At 62.3% G+C, this 20,660-nt stretch carries 8 protein-coding genes; 6 read left to right on the top strand and 2 right to left on the bottom strand.

What is annotated here, in order from left to right:
* Nucleotides 1–149: 149 nt before the first annotated feature.
* Together FWD29_03240 and FWD29_03235 are read right to left on the bottom strand one after the other, a co-directional pair.
* Nucleotides 150–6,101 (bottom strand): hypothetical protein, encoded by a 5,952-nt coding sequence (locus tag FWD29_03240; protein MCL2802962.1) that lies wholly within the window; start codon nt 6,099–6,101, stop codon nt 150–152.
* A gap of 303 nt (nt 6,102–6,404) precedes the next feature.
* The gene (locus FWD29_03235; protein MCL2802961.1) at nt 6,405–13,577 is read right to left on the bottom strand and encodes a DUF5979 domain-containing protein; all 7,173 of its coding nucleotides are present in this window, start codon (nt 13,575–13,577) and stop codon (nt 6,405–6,407) included.
* A 328-nt stretch (nt 13,578–13,905) separates the two neighbouring features.
* On the opposite strand from FWD29_03235, the gene carB reads away from it, so the two are divergent.
* From carB to coaBC, 6 genes are all read left to right on the top strand, one after another.
* A complete protein-coding gene (carB, locus tag FWD29_03230) occupies nt 13,906–17,187 on the top strand; it encodes a carbamoyl-phosphate synthase large subunit (GenBank protein MCL2802960.1) in 3,282 nt (1,093 codons plus the stop codon).
* Nucleotides 17,157–18,050, top strand: a complete 894-nt coding sequence (gene pyrF / locus FWD29_03225) for an orotidine-5'-phosphate decarboxylase (GenBank protein MCL2802959.1) — start codon at nt 17,157–17,159, stop codon at nt 18,048–18,050. The genes carB and pyrF overlap by 31 nt, the downstream gene beginning before the upstream one ends.
* A gap of 153 nt (nt 18,051–18,203) precedes the next feature.
* On the top strand, nt 18,204–18,515 hold the full coding sequence (locus FWD29_03220; protein ID MCL2802958.1) for a helix-hairpin-helix domain-containing protein: 312 nt from the start codon (nt 18,204–18,206) through the stop codon (nt 18,513–18,515).
* A gap of 1 nt (nt 18,516) precedes the next feature.
* A complete protein-coding gene (gene gmk, locus FWD29_03215; protein ID MCL2802957.1) occupies nt 18,517–19,107 on the top strand; it encodes a guanylate kinase in 591 nt (196 codons plus the stop codon).
* A gap of 9 nt (nt 19,108–19,116) precedes the next feature.
* Nucleotides 19,117–19,380 (top strand): DNA-directed RNA polymerase subunit omega, encoded by a 264-nt coding sequence (gene rpoZ, locus FWD29_03210; protein ID MCL2802956.1) that lies wholly within the window; start codon nt 19,117–19,119, stop codon nt 19,378–19,380.
* A 7-nt stretch (nt 19,381–19,387) separates the two neighbouring features.
* Nucleotides 19,388–20,593 carry a bifunctional phosphopantothenoylcysteine decarboxylase/phosphopantothenate--cysteine ligase CoaBC gene (gene coaBC, locus FWD29_03205; protein ID MCL2802955.1) on the top strand — a complete coding sequence of 402 codons (1,206 nt, stop codon included), beginning with the start codon at nt 19,388–19,390 and terminating at the stop codon, nt 20,591–20,593.
* Nucleotides 20,594–20,660 lie beyond the last annotated feature (67 nt).

The following is a 20,660-nucleotide window of genomic DNA, read 5'->3' as shown; positions in this document are numbered from 1 at the left end:
TAGTGGTGCCAACGGCGCTAGTGTCAGGGCTCTGGGTGAGGCGGTCAGGCCGCGGGCCGTTGCCCAAGCCGGCTGGTCTGCCCGGCTCAAGTCCAGCGCCTCACGGCCGGCGAGCCGTATTGGGCCGGCTAGATGGATTGACTGCCTTGTCAGGTGGCGAGGTGTTTGGCCAAATAGCGTGGGCTGACGCTGGCGTGGTGGCGCAGGCGGCGCAAGGCCAGGCCACCGGCAATCGCGAGTAGAGCCCAAACCAGCAGGTTGAGCGTGTCCGTGCCGGTCCACGGCAACCGGCCGCCGGCTCCGCTGCCACCAGGACCAGGACCGGGGCCGGGGCCTGGACCAGGGCCGGGGCCGGGACCCGGGCTTACCACCACCGGGTTAGCCACACTGGCCTGGTTATTGGCTGCCACCGGGTCTTGGGCGACTGAACCGACTACCGCAGCGTTGGTCAGGTTGCCGCTCAGCGTCGCGGGTGTGTTGAAGGTGACCAGCACCGTCTTGGTTTGGCCCACCGCCAGGTCGCCTAGCTCGCAGGTGATGGACGGCTGGTCCTCGCTGGCCGGGCCAGGCGTGCAGGCCACCGCCCCGCCACCGGAATACTGGGCCGAGGCGAAGGTGGCCTTGCCCGGTACCTGGTCGACTAACTGGACTTCGGTGGTATCAGAGGGCCCAAAATTTGTCACGTCAAGCGCATAGGTCACTGGCTGGCCGGCCTTTACCGGATTGGTCACAGTGGTTTTTTGGACGGCAACGTCGGCTACCGGGATGACCAGGACGTTGATGCGGGCGATGTTGTTGCTGGGGTTGAAGTCCGGCGGGTTGCCGTCAACGTCGAAGATCATATTGTGGGCAAGGACCTGGTAGACCCCAGGTGCGGTGTTGGCTGGCACGGTCACCTGGACCACGCCTGTGGCAGAGATGCCGGGCAAGGCGATGGGGCCGCCTGGACCAGATGGAATGGTGGTGCAGTCGATTTCGAAAGGAATGGTCGGATTGGTGGCGCATTGGATCAGATCTGCCGGGACAGCCACCGAATCGATCTGGAACTCCGGCGGGAAGTTGACACCGGACTGCGGATCGCGGGCGGCAGAGGGGCCGTTATTGACCCCGGTGATGGTGTAGACCAAGGTCGAGCCAGCTGGCACCACCTGTTGGGTGACGGTGCCGGCAATGGCCACATCAACTTGGGCCACGATTGGGGTTACGACCGGCGGGCTGGTCACCGGGCCTGGCAGGCTTGGTGCGTCTATGGTGGCTTGGTTGGTCACCTCGTCAACAACAGGTAAGACCGGTGGGTTGGCCAAATCAGTCGTTAGGATGTCGGCCGGAATCTGGGCGGCCAGCTGCAAACTGACGGCTTCACCAACCGCGATGGCAGGCAGAGGCGTGCAGGTGACGTCCTGACCTGCGGCTGAACACGATGGATCGGAGCCGGCCGAGCTGAAGGTCAAACCGGCTTGCAGGGTGTCAGTAATGGTGGCGCCGGCCGGCAAATCAGACGGGCCGGAGTTGACCACGGTAATGGTCCAACGGGCTATGCCACCGGCGGTGAAAGTGGGCGAACTAGCCGCCTTGGTGATGGACAAATTGGTTTGCCGCACCACGTCCACCGTGGTTTGGGCCGTTGTGCTAAAGGGCGCCAGGGGATTGGTGCCTAGGCCGTCGGTGCTGGAGGTTAGCTGAGCGGTGTTGGTGTACTGGACCTCGCTGCCGCTGCCATCGGAGAAGGCGGCCGGGTCAATGGTGCCGCTAACGGTAATCAGCACCACCGGCGGGCCCACCAGATCGAAGCCCTCTATGGTGCCCAGGTCACAACTGATCGAGCCACCACCAGGATCAACCTGGCAGGTACCAACAGTGGTTCCAACGGCCGTGGCCTCAAAGCCGGCAGGCATGGTGTCGGTCAGCTGGACGTTCTCCGCCCGGGCGGCGCCCGGCAGGACCTGGGCGGTCAGTTGGTAGGTGAAGGTCGAACCAGCCACGAAGGCGGGGTCACCGTCTACCGGGTTAGTGGTGGTGGTCAGGGCGGTTTTGGTCAGCTCTATATCGGTCTGGGCCGGGTCAACGATCAGGTCAACCTCTTGGTAGTTGTTGGTCAGGTCGGTTTCGGTGGTGCTGGTTGAAACCGTCACATTGGCGCCGTAGGGCCAGCCGACCAGGCCATCGGCCAAGTAGCTGCCAGGGGTGACATTGGAGGCCAAGGTCCACGGGATGGTGACGGCGACGGATTGGTTGAGTTGCAGGTCTGAGCTGCCATCGGTGCCGTTATCAACCAAGCAGGTAATCGACCGGGCCCTGATGGTGCAACCGGGCATAGTGCCAACCAGCCCGGCCACATCAACCGTGGCATCAACCGCCAGGCGGGCGGTGAACTGGACAGCCCGGGCCACCGATGGGCCGTCGTTGGTCACGGTGAAGGTCTGAGTCCGGATCGAACCCGGGCCGTTGTAGGCCCCGGCGCCGGCATCGGCCAGGTTCAGGGCGTCGACCAGGATGTCGACCTGGGCGGCGACCGGGTCCGTCACCGAAGCGGTGTTATTGTCCAAGATCGGATCCGGTGTACTGCTGGTCACTGTGACTGTGTTGGTAAGCATGGTGCCGTCAGCCAGGCTGGGGTCGATGTCTACCAGGATCTGGAAGCTAGCGATGCCCCCGGCGGCGAGGCTGCCGCCTGCCGGAGTGCAGGTCACTAGCTGACCGGTGGCGCTGCACTGGCCGGCCGGGGTAGCCGAGTCGAAGGTGACTCCAGCTGGCAAGGTGTCGGACAGCTCGACATCGGCGGCACTATCGAGCGCCGAGAGGTTGTTGGCGGTGATGGTGTAGGTGACCTGCCCACCGGCCACCGGGTTGCCACTGGAGGACTTGACGACCTCTAAGTCAACCTGGGCGGTGTCTTGCAGGGTCCAAGTGGCTTCATTGTTGACCATGATCGGATCTGGCGTGATGGCGAGCACCGAGGCGATTTCGGTTTCGGTGGTGCCGGCCGGCGGGCTGTAACCCGCTGGCGCCGTCATCGCCACCACCAGAGTCAAAACGTTGTCACCTGGCGCGGACGGGTTCCAAATGGGCATATCCGGCACTTCGCAGGTAAGTGGTTGGTGGCTACCTACAACCGGGCCGAGGGGCAAACAGCCGCCAGCGTCGGCCGAAGGGCCGGTCAGTGTCCAGGCGGCGCTGTCAAAGTCGAAGGCGGCCGGCAGCTGGTCGGTGATAACAACTTCGTGGCTGACCGAGGGACCGCGGTTGCGCAGTGTCACGGTGTAAGTGACGCCGTCACCAGCGCCGGGAAGAGTGGTGCGGTTGGCAGTCTTGGTGATGGCCAGATTGGCTTGTGGGGCCAGCGGAGTCACAACCGGCGGAGTGGTGTTGTTGCCACCATCCGGGTCCTCGGGTCCGTCGACGCTGGCGGTGTTGCTGAGCGAGCCGGTCAGCGCCGGATCGATCCGGGCCACGATGGTGATAGTGGCCGTGGCCAAGGTACTTGGGTCAGTCACCTGACCGGGCAGGGTTGGGGCGGAGGGTCCGGCCATGGGGCCGATGTCGCAGGTGACGGTGTCGATGCCCGCAGCACTTGAGATGGTGCAACTGCCCTGGGTTGACGTGGCGGAGATGGCCGTCAGGCCCGCCGGCAGGATGTCTTCGACAGTGGCATCAGTGGAAGCCGAGGGACCTTGGTTGGTTACGGTCAAGGTGTAGGTGATGGTGCCGCCGGGCATAGCGCTGGCCGGCCCGGTCTTGGCAATCGACAAATCAGCTTCCGGTGAGCCCACAGTCATGTCAATTGTTGACAGGTTGTTCGAAATCACCGGATCGGGTGTGGCGGCGGTGACAGTGCCGACGTTTCTCAGCGGGCTGCCGGCCGGCGCACTGGGCGAGACCCAACCGGTCACCTCAACGGCGACCGTCTCACCAGCTGGCAGGGTGGCCAAAGTGCATTGGGTCACAACCGGGCCCAGGGTACACACCGCCCCAGAGGCCAGTGGATCAACCGCCACCAGGGAGAGGTAACTCGACGTGATGACGGCGTCAGAAATGACGACATTGGTGGCATCAGACGGCCCGTGATTGGTGGCAGTCAAAGTGAAAGTGACCAGCTCGCCCGGCTTGGGATCGAAATTCGATGTGGTTTTGGCGATGGCGACATCGGCGCTGACCCTAGAGACAATGGTGGCGGCGGCGGTGTTATTGGACAAGTCCGGGTCCGCCGTCGTGGCGGTGGCAGTGGCCACGTTGACCAGCTGGCCAGGAGCCAAATTGGCTGCCGCCGTACCGGTGACTGTGATAGTGACGGTATCGCCCACGGCCATATCCCCAACCAGGCAGGTGAAGGGCTGGCCAGGGCCGGTGGGCAAAGGGCAGTTACCGGGAGGAATGGACATATCAACGGCCGTGACCGTGACACCGGCCGGCATCGAGTCCGTCACCGAAACACCGGTGGCCGGCGAAGGCCCAGCATTGAACACATGCAGGGTGGCGGTGACGGTGCCACCGGCGTTGACCGGGTTGGGTGACATGGACTTGGTCAGCTGAACATCGGCTTCCTCGGCTACCACCACTGAGACCGGCGGGGTGGTGTAGTTCGAAGAAACCTGCGAAACCTTGGCGGTGTAGGCCAAATCAGCCTGGTTGGTCACAGTTGTGCCAGCCGAATCGGGACTATCCAAGGTCACCCGGAACTTGAAAGAGACCTGCTGGCCAATCGGAATCTCGCCCCCAGCCGCGTTAGTAGCGCCTTGGCCAACGTTGATAACCACCCGACGGGCCGCGGCATCGTAACGCCCCACATCGGCATCGGCCGCGTCTGTCAGCGCCTGGGGCAGAATGACTGAAGTCCCCCCAACGATCTGGGTAACTAACTCCATTGACCCAGGCACATAGGTGACGTTTGGCGGCAAGGAATCAGTCACAACCGAGTTGACGGCGTTGTCCTGGCCGGAGTTGACAATGGTGACGTTGTATTCGAGCGTGTCACCCGGTTTGGCCGGGTCGTGGCCGCCCAAGTTGACCACCGACTTGGTCGAGGCGCTGAAATCCGGGGCGTAAAGGTCAACTGCCAAGGCCACCATGCCGGGGAAGTAAGTGTCAGAAGAAGTGTTGAAAGCGAAGGTGGCCGAGCCTGGCGTCACGCCGTTACCCGGCGGCAAGACGTTAGTGGTGGTCAGGGCTTTGATGTCGAAGCCCAGCATATTGCGGTAGGCCGGTGTGCGGCTGGTCACAAGGCTGCCGTTGTCATCAGCACTGGAGTTGAAGAAGTTGGTGCCTTGGGAGACGGCCGTGGCCAGCTGGGCGCCGTTGAGCGTGACGTTATCCCCGGTCAGGCCAGCATCGCCCTCGTAGACCATCATGTTCAACCCGGCCGTAACTGGGGGAGACGTTGGTGCCAAGAAGCCCGAGACGGTGACGCTAACCGACTTGCCGCTTTGGACCAGTTGGAAACCGTCAAAAACCGTCAAGTTGCGCAGCGGCATACCCGGCGCGGAGTAAACCACCGTGATGGACCAACCGGCGTAGCGGTCTTTGCCGGTGCCTGCCACCACATTGGCGCCCCAATAAGTGCCGGAGCCGGCGTTTTGGACCAGGGTGGTGATGTCGGCAAACTCTTGATAGGCGTTGGACTGGGTCGAGTCGGGGCCAAACTCCTGGGCTGATGTGATGGTCTGGTAACTACCGCCTGGCACTTGCAACCTCATCTGGGTACGGGTACCGGTGCCGGCGGCACCACTGGTACCGGCTGTCAGCCGGGCCCCCCAATACAGCCCGGCCCAAAGCACGGTTGATCCGGCCGGCAGCGACAGATTGGAGGCAGAGGAGTTGAAGGTACTCGGGTCCGTATCGGCATCGATGTTGACCATGGTGTAGTCGTTGTTGTTGGCCGTGGTCCCGTTTTGGGCTGTGGTGCAGGCCGTAGCCGCCTGGCAGGTCAACAAGGCATTACCAAAGGTGGTGATGGCGCCGTTGGCGTTGACCTGGAAGCGTTGGGCAAAAGGCACCGGCATGGCGGCTTGGGCTGGGGGTAAGGCGGTCAACCCGGTCAGAATCAGTGCTGCTACGGCCGCTGCGCCCAGCGTCCTTGAGCCCTTACGCCACGTTGGGGTCGTCATGGTGTCCTCCTGGCGGTGCCGGTGGTGACTAGGTCCACCCAACCGAAGGGGAAGCGTCGTGTCACGGCAGGGCCCAGCTTGGCTACCGCATTTCCAAGCCTATGCGCCCTAACCTACCGCCATTGCAGGCTGGCGCGGCGCAGGCGCCCTGAGGGCGTGGCCATCAGCCAGGCTGGCACCGGCGTTGGCGCGGCGTGGGCGTGGTTCAAACCGCGCCTGGCTTTTGACCAAACGGACAGTCCGGTCTAGGGCGCCGGGCGGAGCTGGTTGAATCTGGGCTCTACCCGTTGGGGGCAGGTGGCGCTAGGCCCGGTGTTTGGCCAGGCGGCGCCCGGGGCGTTGACCAGTGGGCTGGCGCCTGTGTCGTATGGCCAGGCCTCCGCCGATGCCGGCAAAAGCCCAGATCAGTAGGTTGAGCCAATCTGAGCCGGTAAAGGCCAGGTTGGCAAAGTCATTGTTGACTGTGACGAGGGCGGTGCTGTTGGCTGCAACGGTAGCGAAGGGCTGGTTCGTTCCGACGTAGGTGACAGTTGACGTCCTGGCTCCGCCCCTGTCTGTTTCGGTCACAGTGCACTGGGCCCCAACCGGCAAATCCTGGTAAACCACCTGCGCGCCGGCTTTGAGCTGGCGGGCGGCACCGCCGGGGATGGCAATGGCCCGTCCCTGCAGCTGGCAGTCAAGCCAGACCATGAAGCTGGCGTTGGTTAGTGAGGCTGCCCGGGTGCCGCTGACGGTCTTTTGCACGGTGATGGTGCCCAGGTCGAAGGTGTTGGTGACCCACAGTTCGACGTCTTGGTTTTGCACAATTGTGAAATCGGTCACCACTTGGCCAGTCGAATCGGTCACGGTGTAACTGGTGGCGCCGCCTGTGCCTGTTTCGGTCAGCGTACAAACCAGGCCGTGAAGTAGAGGCGAATAAGCGGCCGTGAAGCTGTTTTGGTTCGACAGGATACGTGTGGCACCACCAGGCAAGGCAACGGAATTGCCGTTGGCGTCTAGGCAGTCGAGCGTGACCTCAAACGGGCCGGCGCCCCACAGACTGGCGCCGGCACCGGTGACGGCCTTATGCACGGTCAAATCGGCGGCGTTGAAGGTGTTGGTGATGTCGACCGTGACCGTGGTCGTGTTTCCGATCGTCACAGTGGTCGGAGTGATCACGGTGCTGGTGGCTCCACCAGTGTTGACCTCGGTAATGTCGCAGTCGGCGCCATCGGCAATGAAATCAATGGTGGCTGAGAGATTGTTGGGGCCGGTCAGGGTGACGTCGCCGTCAAAAACCGTCGCCGGTCCTGAACCAGTGTCAAGCGTGCAAAGCACATTGAAAACAAATGGCCCATTACCAAATTGCCCGGCGGCCGGGCCGGTGACGGTCTTGAGTAGCTCAAGTGAGCCGGCGCCAAAGGTGTTAATGCCCAACACCTCGACTGTGAATAGGTCATCGATGGTGACGGTGGCCTGGTTGCCGGGCACCGTGGTCTGGTTGCCTTGGGCGTCGGTCACAACCATTTCGGTGTCGAGGGCACCGGCGCTGTTCGTCTCGGTAACGGTGCACTCGGTGCCGGTGGGCATCAGCGGGGTGCCCGTGGGCGTTTCGCCTGCCAGCGACCAGGTGTTGCCGTCCCAGAGATCTTCTTCCATCGGATGGGTTAAGTCGTAGCCGTCAGCGTAAACCGGGCTGCCCAAGTAGGTGCAGGAGACAGCAAAGCTGAATGGACCGTAGACAACCGGGTCGCCGTTGGCGTCCAGGGCCGGGGTGTCAACCTGTTTGCGAATCTGCAGGCTGGCCGTTTGGAAATCGTTTGTGACGGTGATCAGGCCAATTGGGTCAAGCGGACCGCCCACGGTGGCGGTACCAATTTGGTGACTGGTTTGTCCCCACCATTGCTCGGTGGCGGTGCATTCGGCGCCAACTGGCAGCCCATCTAACCTGACCTCTGGCCCGTTGGCCACCAGAGTGATGATGGGCAGGCCGCTCATTGGTACGCCAGCGACGGTGCAGACTAGTTGGACCGGGAAATTGAGTGGGGCTAGTGAGGCGGCCGGACCGGTGACGATTTTCTTTAGCAAGATGGGCCCGGTGGCGTAGGTCACGCCAACCCGCCGGCCTTCGGTGGCCGGCACTGTGAGTTTGGTGCCGGCATCGTCGGCCAGGCCGCCGGTGGCGACGGTATTCCAGGCGACGGGGTAGTTGGCGGCGTTGAGTCGGTTCGGTGTGGTGGCGGTTTTGAATTCGATCGACAGTGTGTCACCCGGTTTGAACTCCTCACCAGGGGGAAACTTGATCACGAATTTCAAACTGCGCACGGCGGTTGGGTCTGGAGTCAGGTCCCATTCGGTCCAATCCGCCAACGCGCAAGGGACACCTTGTGGGTCTAGATCGGCCGTGCAGGGCAAAGACAACGGTGAGGTGTAGACATCGAAAGTGGCCCCAGCTGGCAGTCCGGTTTTGTCGAACCAGTCGGCATAGGTCGGCTGCCAGGCGCTTTGCCGCGGCAGAATGACAATTAGACCTTGGTCGCCCGGCGTGGGCAGGTTGTCGATGGACACCAGCTCTGTCAGCGGGATAGTACCGGCGTTGGTAATACTAAAGCGCCAAGTCTCGGTGTCACCTGGCAGTGTCACCGGGATACACGGGGCGCGGTAGAAGCCGTCCGGTGTGGCCTGGCCGGTGCAGTCGTAGTTGTTGATCGAACTGACAACGTCCGGCACGCCGGAAAGGGGCGCGGCCAGGCTGGGCAGGACATCTCCCTTGACGTATTTGATAGTGCTGAGCGCCGGGGCGGCCATTGGCCAGACGGTCGAATCATCCATGCATTCATGGGTGATGGGGTCTTCGGTTGAAACACAGGAGTCAAGCGGCAGCCCGCCAATGTCGATGGCGGCCCAGTTTTGCGCCTGATCGGTTGTTTCCAGCCCGGGGCGTAGCATCAAGTTGATGGTGATGGTGTAAGTCTGACCGGGTTCCAGCACCGATCCCGGCGGCATGTGGAAGTAGATCACGTTGGGGACTGAGGTTTGGTCGACCGTCACGTCATTCGGACTGGTTGGTAGCGGCAGGCCATTGGGCGGCGAGGGGGCCGCACCGGCCAAAGCAAAGGACCAGGGCGGCACAGTCGGGTCGGCATCTGGGTCAAAGATCAGCTGCGGCCCTGTGCCGTCAGTGGGCAAGCGGTCAGAAAAGATTGGATCCACTAGCGGCAGCATGCCGGTGTTGGTGAAAGTCAGCGTAAATGGAATGACCTTGCCTGGCGGCACGGCGCCTTGGGGTTGTTTGACCACCGAAAGGGCCACGGTGTCGTGCAGGTGGCGGTACTGGGCGTTGGCGGCATCGTCCGCCAGCAATCTCTGGCCACCGGAAACGATCACTGACTCGGCATCAACAGTCATATCGTCAACGAAGATGCCGGCCTGGTCTTGACCGGGGGCGGCCGTTTGGTCAGATCGAGTGGTTGGCGTGGGGTCGCCGGTGCGCATTGTGACGCGGCGTTCAACTACAAAAGGCACCGTCACTACCGGGTTGGATGGGTTGGCCCAGCCGGAGCCATCGGCCGTCCAGAACTCAAACTGGAGGCCGTGGATGGCATCGGCCGGTAGGGTGGCCATCTGAGCAGTCAGCCAGGACACAGCCATGGCGATGTCGCCAATTTGGGCTAATTGTTGGCAGACCTCGGTGCCGCCGACGGCGCTGGCACCGGCGGCGACGTTGGCTGGGCTGAAGTCTCCGTCCCAGTAGTAACAAACCTGCACCCGGCCGGTGGGTGGGGCAAAGGCCCAAGAAGGGTCCATACCAACAAAGTCAAAGGCGTTCCAAAAGGCCGGGTCGTCATCGGCCAGCACCATGGTCCAGGCCCGGGCTGAGCCGGTCGGTTGGCCGCCCAGGGTGACGGTGACCGGCGCGTAGTCACCTTCATACTGCTGGGAGGGGCTGATTGTCTTTGATGCCACCACGCCAAAGCTTGGGTTGGCCAGTGGAATATTGGTCGAAGCCTGGTCGCATTCGTAGCGGGCGCCAGGCGGCGGCGGGCACGGTCCTGGCGAATCGACATCGGCAATGACACCTTCGGCTCGGTTGAACAGCGGCCCGTCTGCGGCCGAGACCTGGCCGCCGGTGTCACGGTAGATCGCGCGCAGCCGCATATCGAAGACGATTTCGCCAATCCCGCCCGAGGCAATCCGTCCGTCAAAGCTGACCTGGATGCCAATCACATCAGCACAGGGCATAGTGGTAAAGGTCAGGGCCAGAGCCGTAGTTGTGTCGAAGTCATATTCAGCTCCACCGGTGCAGTACAGCGTCACCACGGTATTGGCCGGGTCGGCTCCGGCTGGCGGCGTAATGGAGACAATACTGATCAGGTCAAAGGCGTTAAAAGCATCGGTATCCGGTGCCACTGCCCCAGGTGCCGGGTCAGTGATTACCAACTGGTCAACCCGGGCCGGAGTGGTGTTACGGGTGGTCACGGTGATACGGGAAACCGGGAATTGATCTGGCGTCAGTCCAGATGGGCTATCTGGGACCGCTATCGGTCCGCCGGACCAGGTCTTGTTGGTGATAGTGGTCAGTGGCACATCGATAATCAGCACATCATCTGAAGCCGTGTCTTCCTGGGTAGAACCATCTGGGAGGTAGCCGGTAATGCCCACAGTGTTGAGTACATCGCCCTCATCTGGCAGGTTGTACCACTCGTCACCCAAAACCGGTGAGAAGTCTGACCGCCTGTTATCACGCACCTGCCACACCAGTGTGATGGGACGGGAGTAGCCAAAGGAACTGGCCACGCCGGAACCAACCGGTGGGCCGGCCGGGTTGGCCTGCAAGGCGGTATCCCGGTTTGGGCTTTCGATGATCACCAACTGGACGCCAATGGTTGTCTCCATCTCGGCGGCGGTGAGAGTAATGGCTGGCATTTGGCCATCACAACCGGCCGGGCAGGGGCTGTTAGCAGCGGGCTCCCAGGTCGAGGTGGTGCGGTTGTAAAGGTAGACCGCTTGGACTTGGTCGTAGGCGATTAGCGGGTCAGTGGCCGGGGTAATGGCCTGGATGGTGTGCAGGTCGAAGGCGTCAAAAATCGAATCGGCCAAGGCGGTGCCGGCCGGGTCAATGATGTCGGTGATCTCAACGCTGTCCAGGTTGGAATAGCCGCCAGTGGACCAGGACAGCACCGAAGGAATGGTGTCACCCGAGCGGGCAATGACGCTTTTGATGCCACCGGAACTGGACTGGCCAAAGCTCTTGTCGATCATGTCCTGGCCCTGGCCGGGCTGGACTGGCAGGATCTCAATTTCTGGGCAGGTGCCCGGGGGCATGGTGGCTTGGCCAGGGCTGACGATGGGGTCGTTGGGGCTGGTCGCGTCGGTTTGGGCGCAGTTCGGCACAAAAGTCGAGCTGGTGTCGCTGAAAGGTGGGCCGGGGTTGTAGCGGCCATCATCGCGCAGCTGGCTGACGAAGTTCGGCGCCAAGTCGGTACCGGGTGGGAAACCTCCAGCCGGGCAAGGCGGTGTGTCGACGTAGTCATAAATGAACCGGATGCCACCGGTCGTGGCTTGCGGCCCGGGGAAGACCTCAGAATAGATCGTTCCGCCCAGGATTGGGCCAAACCACCAAACCCAAGCGCTGGTGGTGGTGTCGTAGACCTCAACGGTCAGCTCGGCGCAGGCCGGGATGGGTGTCTGGCTGACGGCGTAGAGGTCAAAGGCGTTCCACCAGTCGTTTGGCTCAACCGGATCTTGGGGATCTTGGATCACAATCTGGTTGGCGCTGCCGGTAGAGCCGGTCATAGTGGTGGGCGGGTCGGGCCAATCGGTTAGGCCGCCCTCAAGCGAAACGGTGACGTACTGGCCGGGCACACCCAGAATCGGCGTGGGACGAACTGACTTGTTGACGTAGGGCTCAATCACCTCGTCGTAGATGTAGAGGTCATCTTGGGCCGTGGCATCATCGCTGGCGCTGCCGTTGTCGCCGTGAACTCCAACTTCGTTGGTCAGCGGGGTCACGCCCGGTGTGGTCGGATCAGTAATCACGTCAAAGACAATCTCGGTGTCACCGCCCGCCAAGATGTCCCCGGTGAAAGTAACCTCAAACCACTCGACCTCTGAGAGCAGGGCCGGAGCAATCTCAGTGGCGATGTCCGGAGTGTCACCGTCACCAAACGGCACTGGATATGGAGTGGTGCCAATCCACACCGTCACAACCCCCGAAAGTGCGCCAGCCGGGTATCTAATACCGGCGGTGAAGCCGCCAAAGGTGTACTCAGTTGGGAAGGTGCCACTTGACGGTTCAGTGATGGTCAACGTGGTGATCTGAATACTTGACTGGTTCGAGGCGCCCAGGGTGACTGTGCTCGAATCGCCTGCCAGGACCCAATAGGGGTTGAACTCTTTGGTGGCGCCGACCCAAACTTGGTTGTCGCGCAGCACCAGCGAGTCGTTGGCCGTGCCGGTGGCGCTGTCGCCACCGAGCGTTACCTCTGACAACACCGAATTGTCGATCAACGCGCCATCGCCCAGAGCCACGCCATCGGCCGTCAAAGCCAAGTTCAACTCGACCGTGCCGGTCTCTCCTGGCGGGATAAGGCCGTAGAAGGTGACGCGGGTGCCACGCACCATATCGCCGGTGACCCCAGCTGGTAACACGCCGCCGGGGGCGTCGACCCAGTCGTAAACCCCACCGCCGGTGTCGACGTAGACCTCGTAGGTGGTTTGGCCTGGATCAGCCCCGGCTGGTGGAACAACCGAGCCAAAACTCTGGAACTCCAAGTATTCGAAGGGATTGGGCGTAGCCGTCGGGTCGACCGGGTCTTGGATAGCCAAAGATTCAACTGAACCATTGGAGTTGTTGGTGCCTGCTAGCACGGCCGTAACCGCTTCATCAAGGAGCGCTACCAGGGTTGGCGGGTCGAGAGTCTTGGTTGGTGTGGTCTCCAGCACCTTTGGAATCAAGGGGGTAACTGCCACCTGGTCGTGGACATCGTCGAAGTTGGAGCCAGTCATAACAGCATCGTTTAGGACAGGCCTGCCATTGAAGTCGTAGGAGGCGTCGAGTGGCAGCTCGGCCGTGATCTGCACTGTCGAGGTGGTGTTATCAAGCATGCCAATGGTGCCATCGCCCAGGGGGGTGGTCCACACCACTGTCACAATGTTGCCGGCGTAAGTGGCATCGCCCGAGTTGGTTCCACCCAACGCCACCGCGCCAGTTACCACAAATGGCGCCGGCACTACGTCAGTCAAAACCGCGTCGCGGCAACCCCGGTCGGTAATAGATGAACAACCAATGGTGATGGTGTAGGTGAACGACTGGCCGGGTACGACCTGGCTATCTGAGGTGTTCTTATGCAACACCGGCGTAGCGGTGACATCCTCAGGCGGCGGGTTGGCTTGCGCCGCGCTCGTGGCCAACCCTGCGAAGACCAGGCCGGCCAAGGCCGTGGCCGCGATCCATCGCTTTGGATTGTTGACGGATCCAAATCGAGTTGTAGCCATTTCGAGGGTTCACCTTCCTACCGCGGTTCGGGGCCGCTCACCTAGGGCGACCTCGAACCGACTCACCATGAGGGCTTCACGTGTCATGGCGTATGGGCTGGATATGTATGTTGGCGGGGTTGAGCGGCAGAACTCTGGGGCGTTTAGTTGTGGACTGGTTCCATTATGCCGTATCTAGACAGGCGGGCTGACCAAGGACGGGCCGGTCCCGGGCTGATGAGCAACCGGCCGCGACCGCAACGCCAGGCCGTTGCTCGGTGCCGGTAGGCTAGCCGGGCGAAGCGTCCAGCCTTTAATCCCGTCCTGTGAGGCGGGGAAGGAGAAGCCCATGCCCAAACGTGCCGACATCACCTCTGTCTTGGTGATTGGTTCTGGCCCCATTGTGATTGGCCAGGCCTGCGAATTCGACTACTCCGGCACCCAAGCTTGCCGTGTGCTGCAAGACGAGGGCATCCGGGTGATCTTGGTCAACTCCAACCCGGCCACCATCATGACCGATCCGGAGTTTGCCGACGCCACCTACGTTGAGCCAATCACCCTTGAGGCCCTGACCACGATCATCGCCAAAGAACGCCCGGACGCCATCCTGCCCACACTAGGTGGCCAAACCGGTCTCAACGCCGCGGTCGCCTTGGCCAAAGCCGGCGTCCTGGAGAAGTACAACGTTGAACTGATTGGCGCCCGAGTCGAGGCCATTACCTCCGGAGAGGACCGCCAACAGTTCAAACAGGTGGTCGAACAGGTTGGCGCCCAGGTGCCAAAGTCGCATATGGCCTACTCAATGGAGGACTGCCAAAGGGCAGTTGAGGACTTGGGTTATCCGGTTGTCATCCGCCCGTCTTTCACCATGGGCGGCCTGGGCAGCGGTATCGCCTACAACCGCGAAGACCTAGAACGGATTGCCGGGGCCGGGCTGCACTATTCGCCCACCAGTGAAGTGTTGCTCGAAGAATCCATCATTGGCTGGAAAGAGATCGAGCTGGAAATTGTGCGCGACTGCCAGGACAACGTGGTGGTGGTCTGCTCAATCGAGAACGTCGACCCGATGGGGGTTCACACCGGGGATTCAATCGCCATTGCGCCAGCCTTGACCCTGACGGACAAGGAGCTGCAAAAGCTTCGTCAAATCGGCGTCGGTGTGCTGCGCCAGGTTGGCGTCGACACCGGTGGCTGCAACATTCAGTTCGCCATTCACCCTCATAACGGCCGCATTGTCGTTATTGAAATGAACCCAAGAGTGTCGCGATCGTCCGCCTTGGCCTCGAAGGCGACCGGCTTCCCCATTGCTAAAATCGCCGCCCGCCTGGCCCTTGGTTACTGCCTCGATGAGATCCCAAATGACATCACCGAGACCACCCCGTCCAGCCTCGACCCGTCAGTCGACTACATCGTGGTCAAAGTGCCCCGCTTCGCTTTTGAGAAGTTCCCCATGGCCGACCCAACCTTGACCACCACCATGAAATCGGTTGGCGAAGCGATGTCGCTGGGCCGGTCCTTCACCGAGGCCCTGGGCAAGGCCATGCGCTCGATTGACAAAACCGGCACCCAATTCCACTGGGACGGCCAACCCCCAAGCGGCCAGGAGCTTGATGACCTGATCGAGTCAACCGCCACCCCCACCGACCATCGCCTTATCGACGTTCAGCAAGCCTTGAGGGCCCTGGGCACCGACGGCATAAACCGGCTGTTCCAGGCCAGCTACATCGACCCGTGGTTCTTAGACCAGATCTGTCTAATCAATGAAACCGCTGCCCAAGTGGCCCAAGGCCCGGCCCTCGACCCTGAGACTCTAAGGCAGGCCAAACGCCACGGGCTCTCAGACGCCCAAATAGCCTCCCTTCGCCGGATTGGCGAGGCGACCGTGCGCGAGATCCGTCACGCCTTCAACCTGCGCCCGGCCTACAAAACGGTTGACACCTGCTCTGGTCAGTTCCAAGCCCACACCCGCTACCTCTATTCGTCTTACGAGGAGCAAACCGAGGTCGAAACCCGCACCAAACCGGCCGTGCTGATCCTGGGCTCCGGGCCCAACCGGATTGGCCAGGGCATCGAATTCGACTACTCCTGTGTCCATGCCGCCTTGGCCCTGCGTCCGCAGTACGAGACGGTCATGATCAACTGCAACCCGGAAACCGTATCAACCGACTACGACATCTCAGACAGGCTCTACTTCGAGCCGCTGACCTTCGAAGATGTCATGGAGGTCTACGAATCTGAATGCCGAGCAGGACCCGTGGCCGGTGTCATTGTGCAACTGGGTGGCCAAACGCCGCTGTCGCTGGCCAATCGCTTAGCTGAAGCTGGTCTGCCCATTTGGGGAACCTCACCCAAGGCCATCGACGCGGCCGAAAACCGCGGCGCGTTTGGGCAGGTCTTGGCCCGTGCCGGGCTGCCGGCTCCGCCCTATGGCACCGCCTTCACCGTGGGTCAAGCCCAAGAGGTGGCCCAACGCATCGGCTTCCCAGTGTTGGTTCGCCCCAGCTATGTCTTAGGCGGTAGGGGCATGGAGATCGTCTACGACGAAACCCAGCTCGATGACTACATGGCCAAAGCCCTGCCGGTGGGTGGACACGCCGACGCGCCGGTGCTAATCGACCGGTTCTTAGATGACGCCATCGAAATTGACGTCGACGCGCTTTACGACGGCCAGGAACTGTTCCTGGGCGGCGTCATGGAACACATCGAAGAAGCCGGCATCCACTCTGGCGATTCGGCCTGCGTCCTGCCGCCGGTGACCCTGTCCAAACGCGATATCGAGACCATTCGCAGCTCAACCGAGGCCATTGCCAAGGGAGTGGGCGTCCAGGGCTTGATCAATATCCAATACGCCCTAATGGGTGATGTCCTTTACGTCTTGGAAGCCAACCCGCGGGCCAGCCGGACGGTGCCATTTGTGGCCAAAGCCACCGGCGTGCCCCTGGCCAAAGCGGCCTGTCTCATCATGGCCGGCAGCCCAATTGGTGAGCTGAAGGCCCAAGGCGTCTTGCCGGCATCGGACATGGCGGAACTCGAAGGCCAGGGCTTCGCCGTCAAAGAAGCGGTCCTGCCCTTCTCGCGCTTCCGCACCGAACAAGGCCAATCGGTCGACACGGTTCTGGGCCCAGAGATGCGTTCAACCGGCGAGGTTATGGGCCGGGCCGGCGACTTCCCCAGGGCCTTCGCCAAGAGCCAGAAAGCGGCCTTTGGTGGATTGCCGGACAGCGGCGTAGTTTTCGTCTCGGTCGCAGACCGCGACAAGCGGTCGCTTATCTTCCCGGTCAAACGCCTGGTCGAAATGGGTTTCGAGGTGCTGGCGACCGAAGGCACGGCCTCGGTGCTGCGACGCAACTCGATCCCCTGCCGCCCGGTGCGCAAAGCCAGCGAAGGCCCAGGGCCAAACGGCGAGCCCACTGTGGTTGATCTGATCCTGAAAGGCGCCATAGACATGGTGGTCAACACTCCCTCCGGCGCCGGGGCCAGGGCGGATGGTTACGAAATCAGGGCCGCCATCACCTCGATGGACCGGCCAATCGTCACCACCACCCAACAGTTGGCTGCGGCCGTCCAGGCGATTGAGGCCCAGCGCCAAGGCGCCTTCGAATGCAGCCCTCTACAGCAGGTCGGGGCGTGAACGAGGGGTTCGGGGCACGCCTGGCCGGCGTGCTCGATGGCTTTGGCCACCTGTGTGTCGGGATTGACCCTTCGGCGGCGGCTTTGGCGGCCTGGGGCCTCGAAGACACACCGGCCAGCCTGGAAACCTACTCCGGGCGCTTGATTGAGGCCGCGGCTGGGCCGGCGCCGCTGGTCAAAGTGCAGGCCGCTTTCTTTGAACGGCATGGCGCGGCCGGTGTGGCTGTGCTCGAACGGGTCTTGGCTGCCTGCCGCCAAGCCGGGGTGATCTCGATTCTGGACGTCAAACGGGGCGATATTGGCTCGACCATGGACGGTTACGCCGCGACCTATTTTGGACCGGCCGCGCCGATGCCGGCCGACGCCGTGACGTTGTCGCCTTACCTGGGTTTTGGCTCGCTTGAGCGGGCCATCGCGTTGGCCCAGGGGGCCGGGCAAGGCGTATTTGTACTAGCCCTAACCTCTAACCCGGATGGTGCGGCGGTCCAGCAGGCCCGGCGGGCCGACGGGCTGACTGTGGCCCAGGCGGTGCTAACAGCGGCCGGCCGGGCCAATCGCGGCCAAAACGGCCCCGGTTCGGTCGGTGTTGTCATCGGGGCGACTCTTGGAGCACTCGATGAAGCCACAGCCAAACTGGTGCGGGAACTCGGTGGGCCCATCCTGGCGCCGGGTCTAGGCGCTCAAGGAGCCAGCCCCGATGACCTGGCAGGAGTCTTTGGTGAGGCGTATGCCCAGGTGGTGGCGCCGGCATCGCGCGCTATCGCCTCAGCCGGGCCCTCACTAGCCGCCCTGTTAGGGCGTATCGAAAACCTGCAAGCCGAGCTGGGCGGAGCCGGCGCCAAGTGGCCCGAAAGGCCGGTCTAATTGGTCCAAATTGGGGTCAAATTGGGGGAAATGACGAATCGTGCCCCATTTGTGATTGCGTCCATGCAGGTCAGTCGCTATGTTGTAGACCGTGCTCAAGCTGGCCTTGGGCATAGGGACATATTTGACTAGAAGTATCTGAGGTGAAACAACGTGGCCCTTCCTCCTTTGACTCCAGAACAGCGCGCTGCTGCGCTTAAGAAAGCAGCCGCTGCCCGCCAAGCCAGGGCCGAGGTCAAGAACCGGTTGAAGAACTCGACCGGCACCTTGTCTGAGGTCATTGCTTTGGGACAAAAGGACGACGTCATTGGCAAAATCAAGGTCTCGGCACTACTTGAAGCTCTGCCCGGTGTGGGCAAGGTCAAGGCCAAGGCCATCATGGAAGAAATCGGCATCTCCGAGTCGCGCCGCATTCGCGGCCTTGGGCCGCATCAGCGGGCCCAGTTGATCGAGCGTTTCGGCTGATATGCCGCCTTGGGCGCCGGCCAGGCTGACCGTCCTGGCCGGACCGTCCGGGGTTGGCAAAGGCACCGTCGCCTCCCTGATCGCCAAGCGTTTCGAGCGCGTCTTCCTTTCGATCAGCGCCACTACCAGGCCGCCGCGTAGCGGGGAGGCGGACGGTGTCAACTACCACTTTGTCAACCCAAAGCGGTTCGAAGAGATGGTCAGTTCCGGGCAGATGCTGGAATGGGCCAAGTATTCGGGCCACCTCTATGGCACACCCCGCAACGGCGTGGAGCAGGCGCTCAGCCAAAACCGGCCAGCTCTGTTGGAGATTGATCTGGCTGGCGCCCGCCAAGTTAGGGCCTCAATGCCAGATGCGGTCCAAATCTTCTTAGCCCCTCCGACTTTTGCCGAACTAGCCCGGCGCTTGCAGGGGCGGGGCACGGAAAACCAAGCTCAGCGCGCTGCCCGTCTTGAGGTGGCCCGGGCGGAGCTGGCAGCAAGTAACGAGTTCGACGTGGTTGTGATCAACGACCGGGTTGAACAGGCAGCATCAGAAGTTGCGCGAGTCATGGGGCTAGACTGGGACGCGCATCCAACAACCAATCACTAGGGACAATTCGTGTCAGGAACCAAGGCAACGCCGGAAGGCATTACCGATCCTCCAATCGATGACCTGCTAGAGGTCTGCGATTCGAAGTACGCACTGGTCATTTACGCGGCCAAGCGGGCCAGGCAAATCAACGGCTACTACGCCCAACTGAACGAGGGTCTGCTTGAGTACGTTGGCCCGTTGGTCGATTCGGCGCCTCAGGAAAAGCCATTGTCAATTGCCATGACAGAGATCAATCAGGGGCTGTTGACGATGCAAGGAACAGAAAGCTAGGACCACCATGGCGCGCATCGTACTGGGAGTAACAGGCGCAATTGCGGCCTACAAGGCTGTGCATCTGGCCCGTCTGCTGGTCGAGGCGGGCCACGCCGTCAGGGTGGTGCCAACCCGGGCCTCGTTCGAGTTCATTGGGGCGGCCACCTGGCAGGCCCTGACCACAGCTCCGGCCGTGTCGGATGTTTTCAACGATTCGGCCCGGGTTGACCATGTCGCCCTGGGTCAAGAAGCCGACATCATCATCGTGGCGCCGGCCACGGCGGACATCATGGCCCGGGCGGCGGCCGGTTTGGGCAACGACCTGCTTTCAGCGGTGTTGCTGGCCTCGAAGTCTCCCCTCATTTTGGCGCCGTCGATGCACTCTGAGATGTTGTCGCATCCTTCCACCCAAGCCAATATCGCCACCCTGGAAGCCCGTGGCGCCACCGTGCTGGACGCTCCCGCTGGCCGTTTGACCGGCCTTGACACCGGTCCCGGCCGGATGATGGAGCCGGAAGAGATCTTCGAGTACGTCCAGCACCTGCTCAACCCACCGCCTCAAGATTTGGCTGGACGCCGGGTCGTGGTGACGGCCGGTGGCACCCGCGAGGCGCTCGATCCGGTGCGCTTCTTGGGTAACCATTCCTCCGGTAAGCAGGGCTTCGCTGTGGCGCGGGCCGCAGCCGAGCGCGGCGCCGAGGTTGCCCTAGTGGCCTGTAATTGCGAGCAGCGCACGCCAGCCGGGGTGCGCCGGGCCGATGTCGCCACGGCGCTGGAGTTGCGCGAGGCCGTCGAAGGCCTGGCAGCCACGGCCGATGTGTTGATTCAGGCTGCCGCCGTGGCTGATTTCCGCCCAGCCAGCTACGTCCCGACCAAGGTCAAACGGGCCGATTCGCCAGACCGGGTGTCGCTGGAACTGGTGGCTAACCCCGACATCCTGGCTGAGCTGGTGTCGACGCGGCGGCCGGGCCAGGTGCTGGTCGGTTTCGCGGCCGAGACTGGTGACGCTCAGGCTTCAGCCTTCGAACACGCCCGGGCCAAAGCTATGCGCAAGGGCACCGATCTGACGGTGGCCAATGTGGTTGGCGAGGGTCAGGTCTTTGGGTTGGACCACAACGATGTCATCATCTTTGACGCCCAAGGGGCTGAGGTTCGCCGCGCCCTTGGCACCAAAGCCGAAGTCGCCACGGCCATCTTGGACGAGGTGGGCCAAGTCCTGCAGCGGGCCTAACGGCCTACTAACCCTCCTAGCGGCGAGTGTGCCTATTGAGTAGTTGGCTCGCCGCCAGCGACTAAAG

The organism is Micrococcales bacterium, from assembly GCA_009784895.1.
GTDB lineage: Bacteria > Actinomycetota > Actinomycetes > Actinomycetales > WQXJ01 > WQXJ01.
Note: the sequence above shows the minus strand (reverse complement) of the source record. Positions and strands in the feature narration are given on the sequence as shown.

What these genes read in the sequence shown, in the direction of transcription:
- carB (MCL2802960.1), top strand. Translation starts at nt 13,906, where the DNA reads ATGCCCAAACGTGCCGACATCACCTCTGTCTTGGTGATTGGTTCTGGC.
- gmk (MCL2802957.1), top strand. Translation starts at nt 18,517, where the DNA reads ATGCCGCCTTGGGCGCCGGCCAGGCTGACCGTCCTGGCCGGACCGTCC.
- coaBC (MCL2802955.1), top strand. Translation starts at nt 19,388, where the DNA reads ATGGCGCGCATCGTACTGGGAGTAACAGGCGCAATTGCGGCCTACAAG.
- pyrF (MCL2802959.1), top strand. Translation starts at nt 17,157, where the DNA reads ATGCAGCCCTCTACAGCAGGTCGGGGCGTGAACGAGGGGTTCGGGGCA.
- FWD29_03235 (MCL2802961.1), bottom strand. Translation starts at nt 13,577, where the DNA reads ATGGCTACAACTCGATTTGGATCCGTCAACAATCCAAAGCGATGGATC.
- FWD29_03240 (MCL2802962.1), bottom strand. Translation starts at nt 6,101, where the DNA reads ATGACGACCCCAACGTGGCGTAAGGGCTCAAGGACGCTGGGCGCAGCG.